Source organism: Paenibacillus sp. WG02, assembly GCF_055396115.1.
In genome coordinates this window covers 3,249,081-3,271,502 of the sequence record NZ_AP036016.1, presented here as the reverse complement: position 1 = coordinate 3,271,502, position 22,422 = coordinate 3,249,081, and the positions used below count along the sequence as shown (strand labels likewise).

At 42.4% G+C, this 22,422-nt stretch carries 18 protein-coding genes; 5 read left to right on the top strand and 13 right to left on the bottom strand.

Going from position 1 to position 22,422, the window contains the following annotated elements; genetic code table 11:
• Window positions 1-21: 21 nt before the first annotated feature.
• From ACBP55_RS14410 to ACBP55_RS14385, 6 genes are all read right to left on the bottom strand, one after another.
• The gene (locus ACBP55_RS14410) at window positions 22-4,404 is read right to left on the bottom strand and encodes an S-layer homology domain-containing protein (RefSeq protein WP_464652503.1); all 4,383 of its coding nucleotides are present in this window, start codon (window positions 4,402-4,404) and stop codon (window positions 22-24) included.
• Between the two features lie 250 nt (window positions 4,405-4,654).
• Window positions 4,655-4,996 carry a DMT family transporter gene (locus ACBP55_RS14405; protein ID WP_464652502.1) on the bottom strand — a complete coding sequence of 114 codons (342 nt, stop codon included), beginning with the start codon at window positions 4,994-4,996 and terminating at the stop codon, window positions 4,655-4,657.
• Window positions 4,986-5,777, bottom strand: coding sequence for an HAD family hydrolase (locus ACBP55_RS14400; protein WP_464652501.1), 792 nt, complete (start codon window positions 5,775-5,777; stop codon window positions 4,986-4,988). Before ACBP55_RS14400 ends, ACBP55_RS14405 begins: the two co-directional genes overlap by 11 nt.
• 31 nt (window positions 5,778-5,808) lie before the next feature.
• A complete protein-coding gene (locus ACBP55_RS14395) occupies window positions 5,809-7,509 on the bottom strand; it encodes a putative 2-aminoethylphosphonate ABC transporter permease subunit (protein WP_464652500.1) in 1,701 nt (566 codons plus the stop codon).
• A 13-nt stretch (window positions 7,510-7,522) separates the two neighbouring features.
• Window positions 7,523-8,557, bottom strand: a complete 1,035-nt coding sequence (locus tag ACBP55_RS14390; RefSeq protein WP_464652499.1) for an ABC transporter ATP-binding protein — start codon at window positions 8,555-8,557, stop codon at window positions 7,523-7,525.
• Between the two features lie 91 nt (window positions 8,558-8,648).
• Window positions 8,649-9,743, bottom strand: a complete 1,095-nt coding sequence (locus ACBP55_RS14385; protein WP_464652498.1) for a putative 2-aminoethylphosphonate ABC transporter substrate-binding protein — start codon at window positions 9,741-9,743, stop codon at window positions 8,649-8,651.
• Between the two features lie 349 nt (window positions 9,744-10,092).
• On the opposite strand from ACBP55_RS14385, the gene ACBP55_RS14380 reads away from it, so the two are divergent.
• From ACBP55_RS14380 to ACBP55_RS14365, 4 genes are all read left to right on the top strand, one after another.
• Entirely contained in the window at window positions 10,093-10,641 is a 549-nt protein-coding gene (locus ACBP55_RS14380) for a GbsR/MarR family transcriptional regulator (protein WP_464652497.1), read from the top strand.
• Window positions 10,642-10,966: 325 nt separating this feature from the next.
• Window positions 10,967-12,316, top strand: a complete 1,350-nt coding sequence (locus ACBP55_RS14375) for a cytochrome ubiquinol oxidase subunit I (RefSeq protein WP_464652496.1) — start codon at window positions 10,967-10,969, stop codon at window positions 12,314-12,316.
• Window positions 12,313-13,341 carry a cytochrome d ubiquinol oxidase subunit II gene (locus ACBP55_RS14370; RefSeq protein ID WP_464652495.1) on the top strand — a complete coding sequence of 343 codons (1,029 nt, stop codon included), beginning with the start codon at window positions 12,313-12,315 and terminating at the stop codon, window positions 13,339-13,341. The genes ACBP55_RS14375 and ACBP55_RS14370 overlap by 4 nt, the downstream gene beginning before the upstream one ends.
• A 4-nt stretch (window positions 13,342-13,345) precedes the next feature.
• On the top strand, window positions 13,346-13,447 hold the full coding sequence (locus ACBP55_RS14365) for a cytochrome bd oxidase small subunit CydS (protein ID WP_464652493.1): 102 nt from the start codon (window positions 13,346-13,348) through the stop codon (window positions 13,445-13,447).
• Between the two features lie 47 nt (window positions 13,448-13,494).
• On the opposite strand, the gene ACBP55_RS14360 is transcribed toward ACBP55_RS14365, so the two are convergent.
• The 5 genes from ACBP55_RS14360 to ACBP55_RS14340 form a co-directional block, all read right to left on the bottom strand.
• The gene (locus tag ACBP55_RS14360) at window positions 13,495-14,304 is read right to left on the bottom strand and encodes a substrate-binding periplasmic protein (protein WP_464652491.1); all 810 of its coding nucleotides are present in this window, start codon (window positions 14,302-14,304) and stop codon (window positions 13,495-13,497) included.
• A gap of 185 nt (window positions 14,305-14,489) precedes the next feature.
• Window positions 14,490-15,323 carry an AraC family transcriptional regulator gene (locus ACBP55_RS14355; RefSeq protein ID WP_464652489.1) on the bottom strand — a complete coding sequence of 278 codons (834 nt, stop codon included), beginning with the start codon at window positions 15,321-15,323 and terminating at the stop codon, window positions 14,490-14,492.
• A 73-nt stretch (window positions 15,324-15,396) separates the two neighbouring features.
• A complete protein-coding gene (locus ACBP55_RS14350) occupies window positions 15,397-16,128 on the bottom strand; it encodes a phytanoyl-CoA dioxygenase family protein (protein WP_464652487.1) in 732 nt (243 codons plus the stop codon).
• A gap of 199 nt (window positions 16,129-16,327) precedes the next feature.
• The gene (locus ACBP55_RS14345) at window positions 16,328-17,266 is read right to left on the bottom strand and encodes an NHL repeat-containing protein (RefSeq protein ID WP_464652485.1); all 939 of its coding nucleotides are present in this window, start codon (window positions 17,264-17,266) and stop codon (window positions 16,328-16,330) included.
• 514 nt (window positions 17,267-17,780) lie between these two features.
• Entirely contained in the window at window positions 17,781-19,601 is a 1,821-nt protein-coding gene (locus ACBP55_RS14340) for a heparinase II/III family protein (RefSeq protein ID WP_464652483.1), read from the bottom strand.
• A 233-nt stretch (window positions 19,602-19,834) separates the two neighbouring features.
• On the opposite strand from ACBP55_RS14340, the gene ACBP55_RS14335 reads away from it, so the two are divergent.
• Entirely contained in the window at window positions 19,835-20,380 is a 546-nt protein-coding gene (locus ACBP55_RS14335; protein ID WP_464652481.1) for a hypothetical protein, read from the top strand.
• Window positions 20,381-20,700: 320 nt separating this feature from the next.
• On the opposite strand, the gene ACBP55_RS14330 is transcribed toward ACBP55_RS14335, so the two are convergent.
• Window positions 20,701-21,612 (bottom strand): SGNH/GDSL hydrolase family protein, encoded by a 912-nt coding sequence (locus ACBP55_RS14330; RefSeq protein ID WP_464652479.1) that lies wholly within the window; start codon window positions 21,610-21,612, stop codon window positions 20,701-20,703.
• Between the two features lie 60 nt (window positions 21,613-21,672).
• Complete coding sequence (locus ACBP55_RS14325; protein WP_464652477.1) at window positions 21,673-22,353, bottom strand: GntR family transcriptional regulator; 681 nt, start codon at window positions 22,351-22,353, stop codon at window positions 21,673-21,675.
• Window positions 22,354-22,422 lie beyond the last annotated feature (69 nt).

Sequence of the window (22,422 nt, the reverse complement as noted above, 5' to 3'; positions counted from 1 at the left end):
TGGAATAACAAGCTGCTCGACTTAATTCAAGCTGTCCAAAAGTGTTTTTACTTGAGGGTTAAGGTTCAATGCATTCAGTACGATCGTAAGCGCCTCCGCACGTGTGGAGTTGCCCTGCGGATCAAATATCCCATCATTCTTGCCACTGATGATACCTGCTTCTGCTGCATCTTTGATTTGGTTAATAGCATAAGAGTTTGCTCTTGCCATATCCGTAAAATTGCCTTTGGAAGCATCTTTGTCCAGTTCAGTCAAGTTGACGATGCGGGATAAAATAACGACCATTTCTTCGCGGGTGATTGTTTTGTCGGGCTTGAACGTTCCGTCTTCGTATCCGGTAATCACTCCTGCGCTAGCGAGTTTGTCGATGGATGTTTTAGCCCAATGACTATCAATATCTTTCATTTTATGCGAAAGATTAGCATCACCATTGATTTCGAATACGCGCGAGATGATCATTGCAAACTCGGCACGTGTGATTTGACCATCCGAATGGAATGTTCCATCCTCATAACCATCAATAACGCCTAGTTTCACAAACGTATTAATGGTTTTTTCACCCCAGTGTCCTTTAATGTCAGCCAGTTCAACCTTTTTATCAGCTTTCTTGGCTTCCTCTACTTTGGAAGTGATCTCATTAACAAGTTTAATCTCATCGACAATACCGCTATTAAATGCATTCTTATTCTTATTATTGTTGTTATTGTTGTTACCGTTGTTTCCATTGTTTCCATTGTTTCCATTGTTACCATTGTTACCGTTGTTACCGTTGTTACCGTTGTTTCCGTTGTTTCCGTTGTTTCCGTTATCACCATTGTTCGATGATCTCTGAGTGCTTGCACTTACCTGTGCACTCCATTCGCTGACTCCTGCTGAATTCTTTGCCCTTACCATATAAGTATGGGCCGAGTCCTCTGCAAGACCTGTGTGCGCGAACGGACTTGATTTATCCGTTTGAACAACTCCGTCTACCATCAGGTCATAACCCGCTGCGTCTGTTGAACCATTCCAAGTTACGTTAATCTGTGAGGTACTTGTTGCTGTAGCTGTCAAACCTGTAGGCAGAGCAGGAATTTTGACCTCATTACCACTAATTTGTATTTCATGGGAGGCTCCGGTAACCTCCAGTTCATTACCCTGTCCGTTGGCAATAACAACATTGTTTATTGAAATTATCGAACTATTTGTAGCTTGAGTGATAGATTTCGCCGTAAAGTTGAATGAGAGCAGATCGCCTTGTGCATACACTTTCGAGCCAATGCTAGCAGCCAGAATCCGTACTTCTCCTGGCACATTCTCTTTTTGATCGATAACTTTAAATCCATCTATTACTGAGGTAGCCGAATTGAACTGCAAACTCAACGGATCAAAGTGAAGCGTCAAATCTTGCGCATACACTTGCTGGGATACGCTTTGCTTACCGCCGGTCAGTCCCATCATAAGATTGAAGGTTTGACCAGAGTTCACCTGCTGTAAACCTGTCAATGTAGTGGCAGGTGGTGCTATTGGTTCGCTAAATACATTAATCTCCGCAGCCGATGCCCAGCCGTTACCACCCGCCGTTGCTTCGAGCTTGACATATGATGCATCTGTCGAGTCAAAAATGGCTTCCTTCTCCACATTGTTACTTGCCCAATTTCCGCTTGCAACCTTGGTAAAGGTCACTCCATCCGTACTTACATATACATTATAGGTTGTAATAATTCCGTTTAGCCCTGATTGCCTTGGTAAATACTTGACTTTATTGACTTGGTAAGCTCCTCCAAGGTTTAAGGTAATCGATTGAGGGAGAACATCAGATTTATCCCATTTTGTATGCCACACCGTTTGTGGGTTTCCGTCAATCGCCATGGATGCTGAGCTATTTTCACCAACTGTTTCCTGACTTGTCGCCGTTGCCGTCATTTGTGACTGAGAGATCTTATTAACAGTTACTCTTATGCTAGTTGTCAAAGGCACATTATTGGGATTTGCCACCTCAGTTGGCAAAGTTACTGTTCCATTTACAGTGAAGGTCTGGACAGTCTTTACAGTGGGATTATAGTTTGAAGCATCTACATTCCATGTCACAAGGGCATACCCCATGCCTTTATCGGTAACCAAGGATACTGCCTTTGGCAATCCAAGGGCGTCTGCTGTCTTGGCTGCTCCGAATGCCACCTCTGCAATGTCAGCAGGCGCAGTGATTTTGTTTAAATTACCACCATTAACATTAATTTCAATGTCTTGCGACGAACGGTTATACATGGAATCCGCAGCGTATACCCGGAGTATATATGGTGTAGTCGGCGACACACCTGTAAACTTATATTTCCTGTATTCAAGGTATGGATTGTCTAGCGGCAGTGAAAGGCTGTTAAACGTTTTGTCCACTTTCCCGGTAAGCTTGTTGATAAGCTCAATATTATATTCCAAATCGCGAACATTGTCATTTGCTTGCTTTATTGTAAAAGCAAGTTCGTTGTTATTGAGGGAATCGACCTTAATACCCTCATCAAACTGCGGAGCTATGAGGTCTCTTGTATCGCTCTTGTTATAGGTAAAGGCATCTTTGCCATCGCCAACGTTGACTACACGAGGTATGCTTACAAATTCATCTGTAGCTAAATTATACTGTTTAATGATAATTTTCGTACCGTAAATTTCCATGAAATTCGAGATGCGAGGTGTGGTCGTATAATTGATATACGATCCCTCTATATATCCGCCGTACGGACCGTTATCAATATAACTGGAATAGTTCGACCCACCAGAATCGAGGAACGTTGCCGTACTTTGATTGAGAGAACGTTCGTCGGTCGGGTCGTATTGCGTATGACCTGACATATAAAACACCTGTGAAAAATTATTGTCGGCAATAAATTTACCGAAGCTATTACTTGCACCGCTGCTCCATTGCTGTGACCACACGGTTCCGCCTATCGGGTAGTGAGACATTGCAAGTATGGGTTTTGTCGGATCATAACCCGCTTCATTTTTAATTTCGTTGAGGAAATTGGTGGCTTTTCCCACCGTGTTACTGTTGTTAACATTTGCATCAAAACCTATCAGATTAAATCCTTTTATCTTTACTCGATAAGCACTGTTAGAGAAATCGTTATTGTACTTTTGCGTTGATTCGTTCCACGCGCCCGCCGTACCGTCAGGTACAAAGGCTTCGGAGCCGCCCATATCATGATTGCCTTTGACTACATATAACTTCGTCTTGTCAAATAAGCCCTCAGCTTTAAGTTTATTGTATACGGTTTTAAAACTATCCATCCACACATATTCATTGGCGTTGTTACCGCCAGTAATGTCGCCTGGCTGAAGAATGACGTCGGCCTGCGGGAATACTTCCAAGTCTTTTCTAATATCTGCTTCCTGACGCGTATTTACAGCATTACCATTGTATTCTGGGTCGCTGCTATCCGCTATATTTAAATCGGCGGGAGTTAATGTTTTATTGCTTTTTTCATAGATGAATATGGCGTTGTTTAGTTCACGATCATTATAATTGATGGTTTCCTGTGTATATAATTTTACTTTTTGCGTTGTTGCAACCGAATTTGCCATATTAAAAACCTTTTTCAAATAATCAAAATCGGTTTGGCTGAAGCCGTCGCCGAGACCGTCTGCTATGATTTTATTTGCTTTTGATATGGTGTCGTTAAGTGCCTTCATATCTACTTTATTTGCACCGTAACTCTTATAATTAGCTTGAACTACATCACTGCCTAATGCACCTTTCCAAACCTTCAGATCAGCGATATCGAATGAATTTCCACCATTGCCGCCCACTCCGTCGCTACCTATATGTAATGGGTTCGATGTATCTAAAGTTCCGATCCCCAGCGAAGTTTCAGCCATTTCGTAACCATCAATATACAACGACCCCAGCATTTTATTCCTGTCTACAACAAATGTCACGTAACGCCAAGCGGAAGCATTAAACGTGTCGCGGCCAAATTTTACTGATGCGGTCGGTAATCCTAAATTCATATTGACCGAATTGGCTGATGTATAAATCGCCCAGCCTGCGTTAGAGCTCTTACTAAAATCTTTGTTTGATAATATGACCTGATTATTCTTAGTGTCGCCTTTATACCAGAAGGATGTGGTAAAACTGTCATTACCAACATTCAAGCTTTGCGTCGTACTGACATAATTGCCGTCTCCGCTTTCTAAGTGCAGAGCTTTGGTCTCGGGTAATACACCTTCTACATAACTATAATTTCCATGTGCTATCAACGATTGCCCTTGATTTGCATCGTCCTTTAAATTATTATCGAATTTAATCGATGCCATAAGGGGGTTGGCAATTGCTACTGCGTTCGTGGCGCCATTATCTGCATTTACTGCGGTGCTCGATAACATACCGAACATCATCGTTGATACGAGTGTAACGGATAAAATTCTATTCACTACAGAAAACCTCCATACTTTAAGTTTTTTAAATAATGTTGATCGAGAAAGTCAGATGCAATAAATTAAAGGCCATTTCAATCCTTAAGCACCCCCCCAAAAAATTCTCTCATCCCATATCGAAAATGAACGACTCGTTAATACTTGGGGATGTCGAGCCTTTGCTCAAACAGCGTTTTCGCGTTTAAATTTCGATGGCTTACGTAAAATCCAGATTTGTTTATTGTAAAGATGGCAGCAATCCGCCATATCAATTAACCTTACTGCTTAACTTCAAGCCGATGACACCGACAACGATGATTACCGTCCAAGCTAATTGGTTAATATTGAATGATTCCTTGAAAAGCACATATCCCACCAGTGTAATGAGAACAATACCGACGCCTGACCAAATCGCGTAAGCAACTCCAACTTCAATGTAGGTTAGAGCAAAGTTAAGCAGGGTAAAGCTGCAGCCATATAAAACAAACATCAAAATAGACGGCCAAAATCGAGTAAAACCTTCGGATAACTTCATTGACGTCGTACCCGATAATTCAAAGAGAATGGCAAGTATTAAGAGTATCCATCCCAAACCACTCTCACCCTTCATCTGTGGATTCCTCCAAGTGAAGCTCAGCGTACGAAGAGACTAGCACATTCGCGTCATTGAGCCAGCAATCGCCAGACTGTGCAGCATGTTTCATCATTATCCCTATAGTGGCTGCAACCCCTGCGGATTTCCCCATCTGCATATCGCTGTTGGTATCCCCAATCAAGGCCACCTGATTCGGTGCTAATCCAAGCTCTAAGCAAGCCTTATGTACCATTTCGGGATAAGGCTTTCCCTGTTTCACCAGATCGTTCCCGACAATAACTTTAAAAAACTGGCGAATGCCTAACCACTGCAAATGTTTTTCCGCATCCGCTGTCTCATCAGCCGTTACAATGCCCATGGGCACTTTTTGATCATGGCATTGCTTCAGAAAACCTATAACTCCCGGCATTGGATAAGCCGGACGAACCTGTTCCATTTCTTCATCTGCCAAACGCTTACTTTCCCTTGCAAACCGCATGGATTCACTCCAAGGGAGTCCTAGCCGGTAGCCTTGCCATGCTAATATAGCGAGCAAATCGCCAATCGATCCCATGGCGAGTGGACCGTTTCTACTATAATCAGTCATATGCCCGGCGGCGTCATGAACTGTTCCCCACAAATCAGAGATAGGATCGATGACCCCCGTTGTAACAGCCAAGACTTTACTTGAATAATTCCGGTATAACGACTCGCTCCAATATCCCCAAAGACTTATAAAATCGAGTAGTGTGCCATCCTTATCAAATAACACCCCCTTTACAGAATAACTTCTCTTGTTAATCATCAATTTTGGCATTCCAATCGCTCCTGAGATCATATAGTGAAAACTAACTATCTTTCCTTACCAATAAAGCTTCCGTTCGCCGACGCATCCTTCCGGACGCCAACATGACAACTGTTCGCATAATCAGGTTAGCCAGTATGATCAGCAGCGACATGGCTGCTGCCTGAGCGGTATCACCTGAGTCCTCCATATTAACAATCGCAATGGCAGCCGGTTTCAGGTCTGGCGCATACAAGAAGATGATTGCCGACACCGTCACCATACTGTTAATAAAATAATACATACAAATCTCCAAAATGCTCGGCAATGACATAGGCAGCGTAACCCTGACAAGTGTCCTATACCAGGGTACATTCATCGTTTCTGAGGCGGCCTCGAACTCGCTATCCAGCTTTTTAAGCGCCGAGGTCATCGTTAAAAATGAAACTGAATAAAAATGTACAATATTACAAATAATCATAATCCAGATGGTCCCATAGAGCCCATGTAATGGTTGGTTCGGATTGTTAAAGAAGAATACATAGATGAGACCTAGCACCAATCCCGGCAATGCAAGCGGCAGCATCGACAAGAAATAAGCCGCATTGCGTAATAATGCATAACCGCGAGATTTTTCAATGAGATAGGCGAATAGGAATGTCACTACACCGCCAATCAGTGCAACACCAGTTGAAATGAGCAAACTATTCACAAACGGTCCCGCCCCATCAAGAAAACCATCGTAATGGGAAAAAGAGATCTGTAAGTTATAAGGCCACACTTTCACTATTGATCCATAGAGTGCCACAAGAATAATGCTTAGAATAGCAGCTGATATAACCGAACAATGCAGGAATAATAGGACGTCGCGCAGCTTGTTTGCTTCAATCCGATATGGCATTGATTTCGCGCTAAGCCACCCGCTCTGCTTCCGTTGAGAAATTCGGTCTATAACAAACGAAAGCACAGCTGGAATTAACATCAGCACACCGACGGCGGCCCCCATTTGCATGTTCTGTTGACCAATCACTTGCTTGAATAAATCAGTTGCAAGAACATTGAATTGTCCGCCTACAACCTTAGGTGCTCCAAAGTCAGTAAACGTCAGTACAAAACAAACAAATACAGAGCTAATAAGCGCAAACTTGGAGCCTGGTATGGTTACTGTCCAAAAAGTACGCCATTTTGACGCTCCAAGCGTCTCTGCTGCTTCATATAATCGATAATCCGAACTCGCAAAAGCTACCGAGAGGATGAGAAATGCTTGAGGAAAGGTATATAATATTTCGGATAGAACGATCCCAATCTGCCCGTAAAGCTCGATTCGAAATTCAGGCAGCAGACCGAAGAACCCCGTTGAAATAAGTCCTTGATTGCCAAACAAATAGATTAATGCTAATCCATGCAGCATCGAAGGAGCAAAAAGCGGAAGAAGAGCTACGGAACGGAAAAACCATTTCCCTCGGATTCCGCTTCTCTCAAGCGCATAAGCAAATCCGAATCCGAGTGTCACAGAGACTACGGTCGTAATTATTGAAACCCTAATTGAATTTAATAATGAAGTTACTAGCGTCGGTGTAGAAAAATATTTAGCAAAATTAGCGAATCCAATAAAATTTCCATCTCGATTGCTAACCGCTTTAATCAAGAGCTCTCCAAGCGGCAATAGGATCGTAAAAATTAAGGCGAGTATCATTATTAGAATGAAACTGTTTTGACTCCAATTGTTAGCATTCGGTCGTATTCGTTTTAACCACGTATCCATGCCATTCACCTCCTCACCCAACCGCAATATCGGATAGCGTATCAAACCGAATCACATGTTCATGTGGTAAGTTGAACGTTACCTTCTGATTCAGTTTGACATTAAAAGTCATCATAGACTGCGTTGGCAGATCAACGGTAAGAAATTGCAAAAGCGGATAATCCTGATGATCCAATAATTCTAGAACCATGCGGTAATGTGTCCCTCGATATTCAATTTCCCGTACGATTCCCTGTCTACCCTTCTCGTGACCTTCCCGAACTAATTGAACATGCTCTGGACGGATAGCCAGTATAGGGTTCCCTTGTTTTCCGTTATCCGTTTCGATAAAGCTGACTGCTCCGATAAAATCGGCAACAAAGGGACTATTCGGACGTTCATACACTTCATTCGGGGTGCCGATTTGAACGATTCGCGATTGGTTCATAACGACTATGCGATCAGCCATGGTTAAAGCTTCCTCCTGATCGTGCGTCACCATAATTGTCGTCATCCCAAATTGCCTGTGCAGACGGCAGATTTCACGTCGCAGCTTGATGCGAACCTTAGCGTCGAGTGCGGATAATGGCTCATCCAGCAACAAACAATCCGGTGAAAATGCGAGCGCTCGGGCAAGAGCTACCCGCTGCTGCTGGCCTCCCGATAATTGTGAGGGTACTTTATGGCGTTGTTCCTCTAACTCCACTAATCCTAGCAGCTCGTCCACGCGATTTTCGATTTGGGATTTGGTTAACCGATTGCGAAGTCCGTACGCAATATTCTCGGAAACCGATAGATTTGGAAATAGAGCATACGATTGAAACATCATGCCGAAGTTCCGTTTTCCAGCCGGTACAGAGGTGATATTTTTGCCCCCAATGGTCAAATGGCCCCCATCCGTTTTTTCCAGACCTGCAAGGATGCGCAGCAATGTTGTTTTGCCGCATCCGCTTGGCCCCAACAAACAGATGAATTCATGTTGATAAATATCTAAATTTATATCCTGCAGCGCAGTTTGCTTCCCAAATTGCTTGGAAAGGTTGCGAAGCGATAAATACCCTGGTTTCATAACAAATGCTCCTTTTTAACTAAATTACCCAAATAAATCCCCCGAAAATGGGAAGGATGCCAAACATCGGCATCCCATAGTGATCCACCCTCTATTTTTTCGGCTCTGACTTAGAATCGTATTTCTTTGTCCAATCTGCCAGTACTGATTCACGGTCTCTCGCAGCTTGATACAAATCCAACTTACTCAATTGCGATACCGGATCTTTACTGTAACCATCCGGAATTATGTTTCCTTCTTGTTTAATACTTAAGATAGCGTAGTTTTTATTGTATTCCTTCATCGGTTCCGCGCTAATTGCCCAATCCAAGAACAATTTCGATTCCGGCTTAATGTCTTTCTTACTCACTAATGCATTTGCTTCCATATCCCAGCCTGATCCTTCTTTAGGAAAAATAACTTCAACCGGGGATCCTTTTTTCTTCTCCTGGATGCCGCTGTATCCATATGAGATACCAATCGGTGCTTCTCCTGAAGCTGCCATTTTCGCCGGCTTGGATCCGGATTGGGTATAAATCATCATGTTATCATGCAATTTATCCATAAAAGTCCAAGCTTTATCCTTACCGTACAATTGGAGAAGTGCATTAACAGTCAAGTATCCTGTTCCTGAGGATGCAGGATTCGGCATTGCAATTAATCCTTTGTATTCCGGCTTACCTAGATCTTCGTACGATTGAGGAATGGCCAAGTGACGTTTTTCCATTTCCACCTTGTTTACAATGATGGCTGTCTCCCAGATATCAATACCAACCCATTTTGGAATACTCGATTTATCTTTAAATTCAGAGAGTACCTTATCGACACCTTTAGGCGCATACGGCTCAAGCATTTTTTGATCATCCATAACGAGCAAGCTTGTTGCGGCCAATCCCCAGATGACGTCGGCTTGAGGATTTTCTTTCTCTGCAATTAACTTGGCTGTCATGATCCCTGTCGAATCACGAACAATATTCACTTTAATTGAAGGATATTGAGCCTTAAATGAAGTAAGATAGGTTTTAATTTGTTCATCTTCCATTGCGGAATATACCGTGATTTCTGCCGGTTTGTTTGTAGCCGCAGTTGCTGCCGGACTCGGTTGGCTGCTGTTTGGAGCAGTGCTTGCCGGATTTGCTGTACCGCATCCTGCCAATAAACCAGTAATAAGTAACATAGACCCAAGTGATTTCCATTTCGTTTTCATTGTTAATCCCCTTTTCCTGATATCATAGTTTTGAGATGATTCTACTTCGATTGTTATGGATTGTACGAATTAATCAAGCAGAAAAGTAAATCTCTATATGTTCAAAAAATTTTGAATTAATGAGATTTTATTACCATTTTTTTCTTCATGACTACTCTGTACAAAATTTATTGTACACTATGAATCTCTTTTTTGTGTCAACCGAGCGTTAACTCAACATTAAGATTATGTAAATCCACAAAAACATTTTCCTTATCTATCTCAAGTGTGTTTTTTTGCTATAATATATGTACTACAAACAAAATCTATTGAATCTATCAGTCGATCAGGAATAGGGAAGTGAAAACTAATGTCTCAAAAAGAAGAAAATCAAGCATCAGAACAACGGGTGCGTATCAGACAAGACATCATTGATGCTATTGCAGAAACGATGGATTTGTACGGAGCCACTCATTCATCCGGTCAATTATACGGGATTATGTTCTTTGAAAATCGGCCGATGACTCTCGATGAGATGAAAATTCGAATGAATATGAGTAAAAGCAACATGAGCTATGCGGTTAGATCATTGGTAGAATCCCAAATGGTAAAAAAGCTAGAGGAAAAGCAGGAGCGAAAAGAACTGTATGCTGCTGAGGTTGATTTTTTTCTTGCGTTTCAAAACTTCTTCACGCTCAAGCTCCAGCGTGAAATCAATGTTATGACAGAAGCCATTAATAAAGCTCTTCCTGAATTGACAGAAATGATTTTAGACGAGCATATAACAGACCAGGAACGCAATCTTGCTCTTCAAGATTTATATAAACTTCGGCATGGACATACCTATTACGAATGGCTTCAGCAGTTTGTCGATGCCCTGAAGCGAGGGGAATATTTCAAGGACCCTTCTTCAACGTAATGGATTGTTTAACTAAGAACCAAGCGGCTTTATGGAGCGCTTGGTTCTTTTTTCATTTTTTAGTTCTCGACTCCTATGTTAATAAAGTTGTAATACTTTGTTCAAACCGTATTCACATATTATGTGAAAAAAATCACATACATCGAGTAAGATAGAAATATATAACAAATCAAATTGAAAACAGAAGGTGATACCCCTTGAACCAATCTCGAAAACATGAAAAACAATTGATGTATCTGATGTTCATTGTTGCTTTTGTCATGCTGCTCTCTTTTATCCGCAAGTTTTTTTGAACCTATGCAAGCTACTGAGGAGATGAGTCCATATGCCAATCTACGATTCTGTATTTTATAGCCGCCTACTCACTGAGACTACACTGGCATTTCATATCATTTTCGCTACCATCGGCGTTGGTGTTCCGGTCATGATTATGTTAGCTGAGTTAGCCAGCATTCAACGTAAAGATCCCTATTATGCCTTGCTGGCACGAAGATGGGCTCGGGGATTCGTTATCACCGTTGCTATCGGGGTGGTTACGGGTACGGCTATCGGGCTTCAACTCAGCCTGTTGTGGCCGAAGTTCATGGAGATTGCTGGGCAAGCCATTGCGCTTCCGTTATTTCTAGAGACTTTTGCCTTTTTCATCGAGGCTATCTTCCTAGGGATTTATTTATATACATGGGAACGTTTAAAACCTAAACATCATCTGTTACTACTCGTGCCAGTTGTCATTGGCTCCTCTGCTTCAGCGTTTTTTATTACGACTGTGAATGCCTTCATGAATACGCCGCAAGGCTTCACGCTAAAAGATGGCTTGATTACGAATGTACAGCCGATTCTAGCTATGTTTAATCCATCCATGCCTACCAAAGTGGCACATGTACTCTCCTCTGCCTACATGACCAGCGCATTCATCTTGGCTGCTGTAGCGGCCTATTCCCTTCTCAGGAAAAAGGGGGACACTTTATATGCCAAGAAAGCTTTAAAGCTGACCGTCACGGTTGGGCTCGTGTTCGCCATATCTACGGCAATGATCGGTGATCTATCAGCCAAATTTCTAGCTCATACTCAGCCTGAAAAACTTGCCGCGGCAGAGTGGCATTTTGAAACGGCTACGAATGCACCGCTCGTTCTTGGCGGTATTTTGACTAAAAATAATGAGGTTAAATATGCGTTGAAAATTCCTTATGCACTAAGTATCTTGGCAGGTGGAACTCCCGGAACCGAGGTTAAAGGGCTGAATGAGATTCCCAAAGATCTCCGTCCTCCTTTATACGTACATTATTTCTTTGATGCCATGGTTGCTATAGGGATGTTTGTGATTGCCGTTGCCATTTGTCATATGTGGTATGCCCGCAAAAAGTCCCGTAAACCTTATCCTAGATGGCTTCTAGCGATTATCGTTGTTTGTGGTCCTCTTTCCATGCTAGGCATTCAATGTGGATGGTTTTACGCGGAGGTTGGTCGCCAACCATGGATATTGCGTGGATATATGAAGGTAGCAGATGCCGCTACAACTTCACAAGACGTGGATACGATGCTACTGCTGTTCTGTTTACTTTATCTCGTTTTAGCTCTGACCGCAGTAAAAGTATTATCCAAACTCTTTAGAAAAAACGATGTCGCAGATGAACTGATTGCACTTGGTATTTTCGGGGGGAGGACCAAAGAATGAGTTTAGAATTTATCGGAATCACGGTTTTGTGGATTTTCCTATACGGATATTTAATTGTGGCATCCATTGACTTTGGTGCAGGCTTCTTCAGTTACTATTCGGTTATTACGATGAAAAAGCATATCATTCATAAGATTATTGAGAGATATTTATCTCCCGTCTGGGAGGTTACCAATGTATTCCTAGTTTTCTTCTACGTCGGCATGATTGGTTTCTTCCCTGAAACTGCACGTTATTATGGCACCGCGTTACTTGTACCAGGCAGTTTAGCTATCATATTATTAGCCATACGTGGAGCTTACTACGCTTTCAGCAACTATGGTTCCAAGGATAACAAATGGTACATGCTGCTTTATGGAGCAACTGGCTTGCTCATTCCTGCAACTCTTTCAACGGTCCTAACCATTTCGGAAGGCGGCATTATCGTTGAACAGAACGGCATGATTTGGCTAGATTGGAGCAAGTTGCTTGCGAGTCCTTATACTTGGTCGGTCATATTGCTATCGCTAGTCAGCGTCCTCTATATTTCGGCGATGTTCCTTTCCTACTATGCCAATAGAGCAAAAGACTATCCCGCTTTTGGCATTTTACGAGGCTATGCTCTTTTCTGGAGCGGACCTACAATTCTAGCAAGCCTTCTTGTATTTTTCGCTATTAACCAGCAAAACCCAGAACATTTCCGCAATATGATTAACTTGTGGTGGATGTTCGGAGCATCATTGCTCTGCTTTTTACTTGCCGTCTACTTCCTTTGGAAAAAAATCAAGCTAGGTCTTGCGTTCATATTGGTGCTTTTGCAATTTGCTTTTGCTTTCTTTGGTTATGGTAAGGCCCATTTGCCGTATCTTTTATTTCCCTACATCTCCATTCACGAAAACTTCACTAATCAAGCAATGGGAACTGCGCTAGTCATCGCCTTTATGGCAGGGCTTGTTATTCTAATCCCCTCTCTGTTTCTGCTTATGCGTCTTTTTCTTTTTGATGCTGATTATGTGCAAGGTAAATTTATCAAGAAGGGTGACTAAACTTATGGAAAACTTGCTAATCCAATACGCTCCACCGGTATTTGTTCTATTTTCACTTGTTTTTATGATTTTATGGGTACCAAGGGCATCCGACGTGACAGAATAATCCGTAAGACGAATAAGTCGACTATTTGCTAGTCGACTTTTCTTTTCTTATGATTCGTGTTCAATATCCTTTTCCATGTCGTGTTTAAGCTCTTTAGGCATTTTTTCTGGTTTACTTCCGAACCACTTCGTATAGAGAGCTTCATAAGTCCCATCTTTGGAGACTGCTATAATGGCCTTATTGATCTTACCCATGTACATGTTTCGCTTTTTTGCAACGACTGCGTAGCTATCTTTGTTGAAAACTTCTCCTACTTTTTTAAATTTTCCATCTGCTGAATTTTGCAAATAATCTTGAATACTGTGCTCTTCAAAAATGACAGCATCAACGGATTTATTTTTCAAATCATCGTAAGCGTCGGAGATGTTCGCATAACTCCTTATTTTGATCCCTTGAATTTCACTTGCAAATTGATAAGCAGTCGATCCATTCCTAGTGGCTACCACCTTTTGGGCCAAGTCATCTTGGCCTTTGATCGCCACGTTATCTGATGCGGTAAGTATCGCTTCTCCCGATTGAAAATAAGGATCTGAATAGTCTAATTTGTTCTTGCGGGCATTCGTGACTGTCATTCCCGCGATTGCCAAATCAACATCCCCCGATTTAACACTTTTGTTCAACTCACCATATTCCATGGCTGTCCATTCATATTTTAATTTCGCCTTTTTAGCAATAGCTTGCCATAATTCCACTTCAAACCCTTTCTGTTCTTCCCCTTCTGTATAAGTGAAAGGACGGTTGTTTTTCTCAATACCGACTTTGATCGATTCATTTTTCGCGCATCCTGTGGAAGCCAGTGTTACAAAAAGAACGACCAACAGAGTGATCCCCTGCATACTTCGAACTCGTATATTCATTGCCCTTTATACCCTCCTTATCAGGTAAACAACGGTATTATTTGTAAATTGTTAATCGGTTATGCAGATATGGCAGCATATATTGTGAATGTTGTCATTCAGGAATGCTAAAAAGACCAATCCACAACCAAAATAAATAAGCCCCTGTTTTGTATGGTTACAAAACAGGGACTATTTCCACAATCTTACTTCTGAAAGGTTCTCGGCGAGCTCCCGAACTTTTGTTTGAAGGCTCGTTCAAAGTGGGTTAACGTGTTAAATCCAGAGGCGTAGCAAATTTCTGTAACAGGTATATCCGCTGCCATTAACAAGGACTTAGCAAAGTTCAAACGCAGTCCCTGTAAATAAATTTGGAAGGGGATACCTATCATTTTGTGAAAGGCTTGACTAAAATAATTAGGTGCCAAAGCAGCTTGTTTAGCGGCATCTTCTAATCGTAGCGGATCTCGGAAATGGTGATGAATATAGACAAGAGCCCTCTGAATCGAACGATGCTGAGCTCCTAAATCCTTTTCCTCAATAGACGGGTGCTGCAGATTATAGGCTCGATAAAGGGTAAGAAGGATCCGCTCTAGCGCCCCTTTCACCATCATTTGCTGTCCTGGCAACCAATTATGGGCCTCGCTGCTAATTAGTCGAAATTCGGACTCAATCATGTTAAAGCTAACATCCAAATCAACCATATATTCGGCAAATTGTTGAAACATCAGCTCTCTTATGTCTTCCCCAAGAAATTCTCCGGAGAAAACAAGGTTGTAAATATCCATGGGTTCATCGGGAAACGAATAGATCTCATGAAAATCAGCTGGAGTAAGTAAAAAGAGGCTTCCTCTGGTAAGCTGATGCTCGGTTCCATTCACGATGTTCACTCCTTTACCACGGAGAACAAAGCAAAGCTCATAAAATTCATGCCAATGCAAAGAGTGGTGTTCGTAGCCGATATGTTGAAAGTAAATTTGAAAAGAGGAGGAGGGATCAATATATTGGGCATTCGTTAACCTAATCGGTTGTTTCTTCATATCTGCCCTCCGCCTCCATTTTTTCATCTAGTATAGCACAAGCGGTCGGTCCCTTTCGGTTTTTCAGCCGTTTTTATACGTTAGCGTACGTATTACCTGCTAGATCTTTGCCTCGTGCCAACCATACTTTAAAGTTTCGATTTTTCTCTGGATACACTTGCGTGTCGGTTGAGAAATAGCGCATGGTATATCCACAACGACGGTTTTCGCTTTTGTTAGGATCCGCACCGTGAATGATGCGCGAGTCATGCAGCGAGCATTGACCTCTTTGTAATTCGAAATGAACGGCTGTTGATGTATCCATGTTTTTAATTTGCGTATTAAACAGATTTTGGGCCCCATCTACACTTTCATACTCAGAGAAACCGTTGTTATGCGTGCCTGGAATGACCTGCATGCAGCCATTTTCCTTCGAACTATTATCGATAGCGAGCCAAACCGTAATGATTTTTTCAAATGAACTAACCCTGCCATTCCAATAAGCCGAATCCTCATGCCATGGCGTTGCCCGGCCAATAAAGGGGTCTTTGCATATAAAATGGCTGGACCATAGACCAATGTTCGGTCCGATAATAGGCTCAACGAGATCCAGAACTTCATCCGATAGGAGGAATTTGAGCAGTCGTTCTTCACGGAAATGAGGCGTGTCCAGCTCGTCGGACAGTTTACTTCCCTTTTGCTTCAGTTGATCTTCAAATATATCCGTTAATTCAGCTAACTTCTCTGGTGAAAACAGCTGCTTTTCATAAAGTAAGTACCCATTTTTCTTATAAAATTCGACTTCTTCATTGGTTAATTTACTCAACGTAATCCCTCCTAAATATAGCGCCTAACACTAAATTAACTATAACTCACATTTAGGATAACAGGCTTATCGTTTACTCAGAAAAAGTTAGCTTATCTTAAGGTATAGTAAAGTTAGCCGACTTTCAGCACAAAAATAAGCCACTCTTAGAGTGGCTTTGGATCTTGCATGATAAGTATCACGATGAAAAAACAATCAATTACCTGCGAGCTAGCTTGGTCAAGCGTCCATCCGAAATCCACTCGGCCACATACACATCTCCGCGCGAATCGACACAGATGCCATGCGGAGAACTGAATTTGTTGGCGCGATAGTAAGCTTTATCCAGATTTGGCCATCCCTCCTGCGATTTCGCTTGACGATCCTCTCCCAAATGCGCAACCAATCGATCATGTTTATCGAATACCGTTACACGGCTGAATAAGTCCGGAAAATACATTTCATCTTTGTAGAAATAGAAGCTGCAAGGCATATCCATATCATGGTCAAAAGCCCGTTTGAATTGCCCCTCGAGTGTAAACACTTGAATCCGATGATTGCCCCGATCCGCAACATAAATTTCCGGTTCACCGCGTCGCAAATCAACGGATATACCATGTGGACAAGCGAATTGCCCAATTTCTGAGCCATTTCCTCCCCATGAGCGAATATAGTCACCAAGCGCATTATACTGATGCACCCAACTTTGGCCATAACCATCTGAAATATAAATATCGCCATTTGGCGCCACAGCCACATCCGTAGGTACGAATTTGCGTTCAGCATCATAAATCTCTGGAAGATCTGGCGTGCCGATAGTTAACAAATGTTCACCGGTTAATGTTGTTTTAACCATTATCCCCTTTGCCGTGTCGGTCACATAAAGGAATTCGCCGCCTGCTTCTTTGTGCAGATAAAAGCCGTGCGCACCTCCTTCGAATTCTTCGCCCCATGCATTCAAATATTGCCCATTGCGGTCAAATACCACAACGGAAGGTGTTCCAGTATGGAACAAATAAAAGCGATCCGCTTCATCAACTTCAATTCCGTGTGTGTAGCCTAGAGTGACATTCGCGGGTACTTTTGCCCAATTCGGAATAACTTCATAGTTATGTGACGTATTTCCTGCTTGAAGGGCACTTTGAGTTAGCGCTTCCAATTCATCCACATCCTTTACTACTTATTTCCTTTTATAATACCACTTAAATATTGCAGTGTACTAGTTCAAATGTTGAAAGCTACTTACATCGTTGTAATTAGATCCTCGAAACCGTATTTCCCCATAGGTTTGTACAAGCTTCAAGTAATGATTTACTTCCCACATGGGCTGCGTAAAGCACTGAATTACTTCCCACATAGATTTGTACAAGAAATATTCTACTCTCCCTACATGAGTTGTGCATAGCAATGTTGTATTCTATACAACAATAAGCAAGCTAATTCTCTTGAAGCCCTGCGATTGTTGTAGTAAATACAACATTTTCTCCCAAAAACTGCTCCAAAGCATGAAATAAGCCAAAATTGTTGCACAAACTACAACAATGCCTACTTTTTGAGAAGAAATCATCGAAATTGTTGTACACCGTACAACATTCGCTCTTATACGTCGAGAAAAACAGATGCAAAGGCTTCCCTTATTTCCTAACCTGCTCCAACTGTTCAGGAGCTATCTTTCATACAGGCTCTAGCGTCACAGATATAACCTGCTGTCTGGCCGTATCCACACTCTTCAGATCAATCAGATACACCGTCTCGGGTTTCCCAGAATGATCCAAGTGTTCAGCTGTCTGAATCGCAGCACTCAGCTGCCGGGCTTCATACACAAGACGAAGCTTCTGGCCATCACTCGTGCTTAAAATAATTTCCCCCTCCTGACCAACCTCTGGCGGATAAAGGGAAATGAAACGCTCCGTAATCGATGTAGGAGATTCCGTGAAATCATACCTGTCAGTTATCGTTAATTTGCCCTGCCGCTTGTCCAAATCGAACAATCGCTCCAATCTGTGCAGTTGCGGTACGTCATAAGCTTGCCGCAGATTCAACAGGAAATGATCTCTTCCATCCTCCATACCCACTTCCACTACCTGCGAACGATACTGCTCTCCCTCGCTTTGAAAGCAGCCATTGATGATGGGAACGCTATGTCCAGCTGAGCTGTTGCAAAGAATTGAATAACGTTCGTCGCCAAAATATTGTCTTGTATATAAACCGGCACCAAGATCCTCCAACCACCTGACGCCATCCACTACCCAGACAAAATGTCCGATATCATTATGATTATGCGGCTCCGCATTATGTCCGCCCTTAGCTGCAAAGCTAATGAGTTTACCTCCAACCTGACACCGGCTCACCATCCATTCAGCCTCTTGAAGGAACTCTGAGCGAAGCGGCAGACCTTCCCGTTTTTCCAGCAGCGCATAGTCCGTCCAAGCCAGATCACGCATTGCCGTTGCGAAACGGCCGCAGTGATCAATGGAAATCGAACGGTATGTCAGCGACGGGATGCGGAGTTGTTCAAGTCTTTGGCATAGACGGCTGAACAAGCCAGTCTGAATGCCGCTCGTACGCCCGCAATCGGAGAAATTCGCCACATGATTCTCCTGTAAAAAGCAGAATTGCGGGAATTCCGCGATGCGCTGGGCTTTTTTTTCATCCAGAAGCAGATCGACCTTTCCGCCTGTACGCTGCTTCAGCAGCTCTGCAAAGTAAACGTAATAACCGAAACCATAGTACCAGTAACCGAGACCTTCGAGACACGCCCCCTCCTCCGTGAACCCTTCAAGGAAGCACGCCATCGCTTCAAAAACGCGATTTAAGACAGGCATCAGAATTCTCGAATCCTGAATCATATAAATAGCAGCCATTCCGATGCTTCCTGCGCATACTGCTGACCAGTTGTTCGTTGCAGTCTCCCATCCAAACACTCTTTTGAGCTGCATATAAGGATTCAGGACTCTTCGCATAACCTCGTGGCGTGCGCGTTTAACAATGAGCGGATCGAGTCGATCCTTGAACAAATGACAAATCTCGCTCAATGCATGGGCCGTCTCGGAAGCAAACAGATCAACCTGCCTTGGCGCATCATCTTCCGCTTCGGGATCTTGAACATTCAGGTGTGCAGGCAAGCACCATGTGTATTCCTCGCATAGGGCCCAGATGATGTCCTCGAGTGCAGGAATGAATGCTGCATCATCTTCCACTAGGGCCGCCATTGCAAAAGCAGCAAGACGACGTCGACGATCAAAGTAGAGTTTCTCGAACTCTTTTCTCGAACCATTTACTTGAAATAATCGAAATGCGCTGAAAGGCAGCGCCTCTATAGGCTGCGTGAGAAATTGGTCAGCCAACTGCCGGATTTCTTTCCGGTAAGCAGCCAGCAGCGGATTGTCCATACCGGAGCGAATATCCACAGATCGATTTCTGACTTCTTTAAAAAGGGACGCATGTTCCATCTCCGCAGCTTGCAGCGCTTCTAACAATAATCGATTATTCAAGTGAACACCTCTTTTGGGTTAGTTATCTTTAAACCCACTATAATGAATAAGGTGTTTATCGTCTAGTTCATGAATTTACTTTTTCGGATAAAATATTAACCTTGCACGAAGATTTGCAATTTCTCACATTTTCGTATATATTTTTATATTGCTGACCAAATAAATATTATATATTTCGGATGATTTTACAAAATTATACTTATCCGGATGATGAAATGAAGAGGTGCACGATAATGACATTGAAAAAAACAGCAGCAGGACTCATTTTACTTTCCGTGATGTTGACAGGAGCAGCTTGTACTTCCAGTCAACCGAAATCATCGCCAAGCCCGGCAGCTACAACAAACACGGCGGCTACTCCGCAAGCAACTGCCGAAAGCCAAGATGCCGTTAATATGAAAGGCTATATAGCTGCTAGAATCGCTCAAGAGAAAGTGGAATTCCTCTTTGCGGAAGCCAAATCCGCTGATGGTTCGTTTATCCTTAACCCTAAAGCTGCAGACGGCAAAGAAAAAGCTGTGAAATTTCTTTCCAGCTACTTCGATACAGCAATGGTAGATAAACTAACTGCTCATTACCTTACCGATCAAAAAGCTGATAATGCGATCGTAACAAACAAGAAATCTTTCTTCACTTCAAACCTGCTTGCAACGAAAAAAGAAGATATTACGTTTGATGCGTCGAATACGAAGGATCAAGTTAAGTTCACTACTAAAGACGGTGTAGCGTATACGACGAAAAAAGTGAACGACAAATTCGTTTTAGCTGCGGTTCAATAAGACTAACATATCGGGCTCATGATATGAGTTCAAAAAAAGTACCATCAGGGAAGTTTCGAACCCTGACGGTACTTTTTACTTTCAAACCCGTTCTTCCTCACCTTCAGCCGATTTGCGGTGAAAAATAAACATGTTTACAGGAAGTCGTGCTATTTTCAATGTTATCAATAAGCGAATTAAAATGCCTATTCTGTGATATCTACAATAGTCTTGCCTCGTGCTTGGCCCGATTCAATGACTTCATAGGCATCCTGTACGGTTTGAAGGTTGAATCGACGTGGCATTCAACAAAATGAGAAAAATTTGGGAGAATGATCACCTTATGCTTCGGCGGTCTTCCGAATTTGCTTCGTGATCTCTTCGCCTTTTCTCAAGGCTGCTTCCAGTGGCAAAGCTTCCTTTTTATTAGGATTGGTATGTCCTACATGTTCTTTCCAAGCCGAGCTTAATACCTGCTGACGCTGCAAAATCAATTGAAATAATTGCGATTTATCGGGCTGTTCTACGAAATCTGGCATCTGTTCCACAGGTATTTGAAATAAACGCTTTAAAAGCGTTTTAGCTATCACCCAATGACCATCTGCGTTGGGATGAATTCCGTCTCCAGAACGATAGCCAGGGTTCTTTTCGCGTGCTTGTACTCTATACTGAAGTAGCGGTTCGTAGATATTTACGACTGCATCAACAGTTGAATCCAGCGTTAGCAGCCAATTTGCATAGGATCTGATGACATCATTGTAGTGTGCATACGGCTCCTTATAGCTATAGTTTTCCTGACCGTCGGGCAAAAGAGCATCATGGCTCATAGATTTGGGATCAAATGGCGGAGGCGTCATAACGATTGCTTTTGCCCCGTATTGATGGATCATCCGGACAGCTGAAAGGATGCCATTTTGATAAGCTTGAAACCGTTCTGTAGAATATGGCGCATAGATGCCATCATTCATTCCATAACCCACAACAACCCAATCCGGTTTGCTTTCTTGTAAGGCCCTTGCTAGTCGATCGTGAATGCAGGGACGCGGAAACGGATGGTCGGCCTCGGTTAATCCAGAGGCAGTCTCACTGCTTATGCCAAGGTTGATGAATGTTGGAGAAGTGTCAGCCATATGCTGCTCAAAATAAGCAGCCAGATAAGTAATATACGTCCCTTCATCTGTAATGCTGTCCCCAAGAAAAACGATTCTTTTACCGTCAGTTATCTGCAATTTCTTACCTTCGATTCGGGTCATCTTAGGCCTCCTTTATATCATATATCATGTATGATGTTTATCGATAGAAGAATACGATGTTTAATTACTACCTGCTTCCATAAAGTGAGTATTCGTCCTTTTGCGGGAATTCATAATGTGCTTGGACATGGCCTCGGATGCGCCTTTGGGGTCTCTCTGCTTTAATTTCTGCAAGACAGCATTATGTTCCGACCATTCCTCATTCGTGGTATTGATATCTAGATTTAATTGGATGTATGTTAAATATCTTTGAATCTGTTCAATATAGCCCCTAACTAAATTCTGCAAATTGGTATTCTCGCAATAGGCAAGAATGGTACCATGTAAAGACATGTTCATTTCCTTAATTGACCCCAAACCATTAGCCGACTTCGGTGATTGCTGAGTTTGAAGGGAATTCATAGTTTCCTGCAGCAGCTCGAGTGTTTCATTGGGTATAAGAAGCGCAGCCTTTTCAACAGCAAGTGGTTCTAGCTGCAGTCTAATTTCGAATAATTCGTCCAACTCTTTGACACTCATCATGTTAACAAACATTCCTTTAAAAGGAATGACATTCAGATACCCTTCTGATTGCAATCTGGAGAGGGCTTCACGAATCGGAATGTTGCTTACTTCTAATGCGCGTGCAAGTTGATCAATGTTTATTTTCTCACCGGATTTTAATTTATGAGTTAAAATGTTCTCTTTGACAATGCGATAAATTTCTTCGGTTAAATTAACACGACTAATTTTATTACCCATATGACACCCACACTTTTTTACACTCAATATATCATGTATGATCGAGGGTTATCAAATAAAAATATCGAG

Coding starts and splice junctions, on each gene's coding strand:
- ACBP55_RS14400 (WP_464652501.1), bottom strand. CDS start 5,777: ATGCCAAAATTGATGATTAACAAGAGAAGTTATTCTGTAAAGGGGGTG.
- ACBP55_RS14375 (WP_464652496.1), top strand. CDS start 10,967: ATGCCAATCTACGATTCTGTATTTTATAGCCGCCTACTCACTGAGACT.
- ACBP55_RS14380 (WP_464652497.1), top strand. CDS start 10,093: ATGTCTCAAAAAGAAGAAAATCAAGCATCAGAACAACGGGTGCGTATC.
- ACBP55_RS14395 (WP_464652500.1), bottom strand. CDS start 7,509: ATGGATACGTGGTTAAAACGAATACGACCGAATGCTAACAATTGGAGT.
- ACBP55_RS14405 (WP_464652502.1), bottom strand. CDS start 4,996: ATGAAGGGTGAGAGTGGTTTGGGATGGATACTCTTAATACTTGCCATT.
- ACBP55_RS14360 (WP_464652491.1), bottom strand. CDS start 14,304: ATGAATATACGAGTTCGAAGTATGCAGGGGATCACTCTGTTGGTCGTT.
- ACBP55_RS14325 (WP_464652477.1), bottom strand. CDS start 22,353: ATGGGTAATAAAATTAGTCGTGTTAATTTAACCGAAGAAATTTATCGC.
- ACBP55_RS14335 (WP_464652481.1), top strand. CDS start 19,835: ATGACATTGAAAAAAACAGCAGCAGGACTCATTTTACTTTCCGTGATG.
- ACBP55_RS14390 (WP_464652499.1), bottom strand. CDS start 8,557: ATGAAACCAGGGTATTTATCGCTTCGCAACCTTTCCAAGCAATTTGGG.
- ACBP55_RS14370 (WP_464652495.1), top strand. CDS start 12,313: ATGAGTTTAGAATTTATCGGAATCACGGTTTTGTGGATTTTCCTATAC.
- ACBP55_RS14385 (WP_464652498.1), bottom strand. CDS start 9,743: ATGAAAACGAAATGGAAATCACTTGGGTCTATGTTACTTATTACTGGT.
- ACBP55_RS14365 (WP_464652493.1), top strand. CDS start 13,346: ATGGAAAACTTGCTAATCCAATACGCTCCACCGGTATTTGTTCTATTT.
- ACBP55_RS14355 (WP_464652489.1), bottom strand. CDS start 15,323: ATGAAGAAACAACCGATTAGGTTAACGAATGCCCAATATATTGATCCC.
- ACBP55_RS14330 (WP_464652479.1), bottom strand. CDS start 21,612: ATGACCCGAATCGAAGGTAAGAAATTGCAGATAACTGACGGTAAAAGA.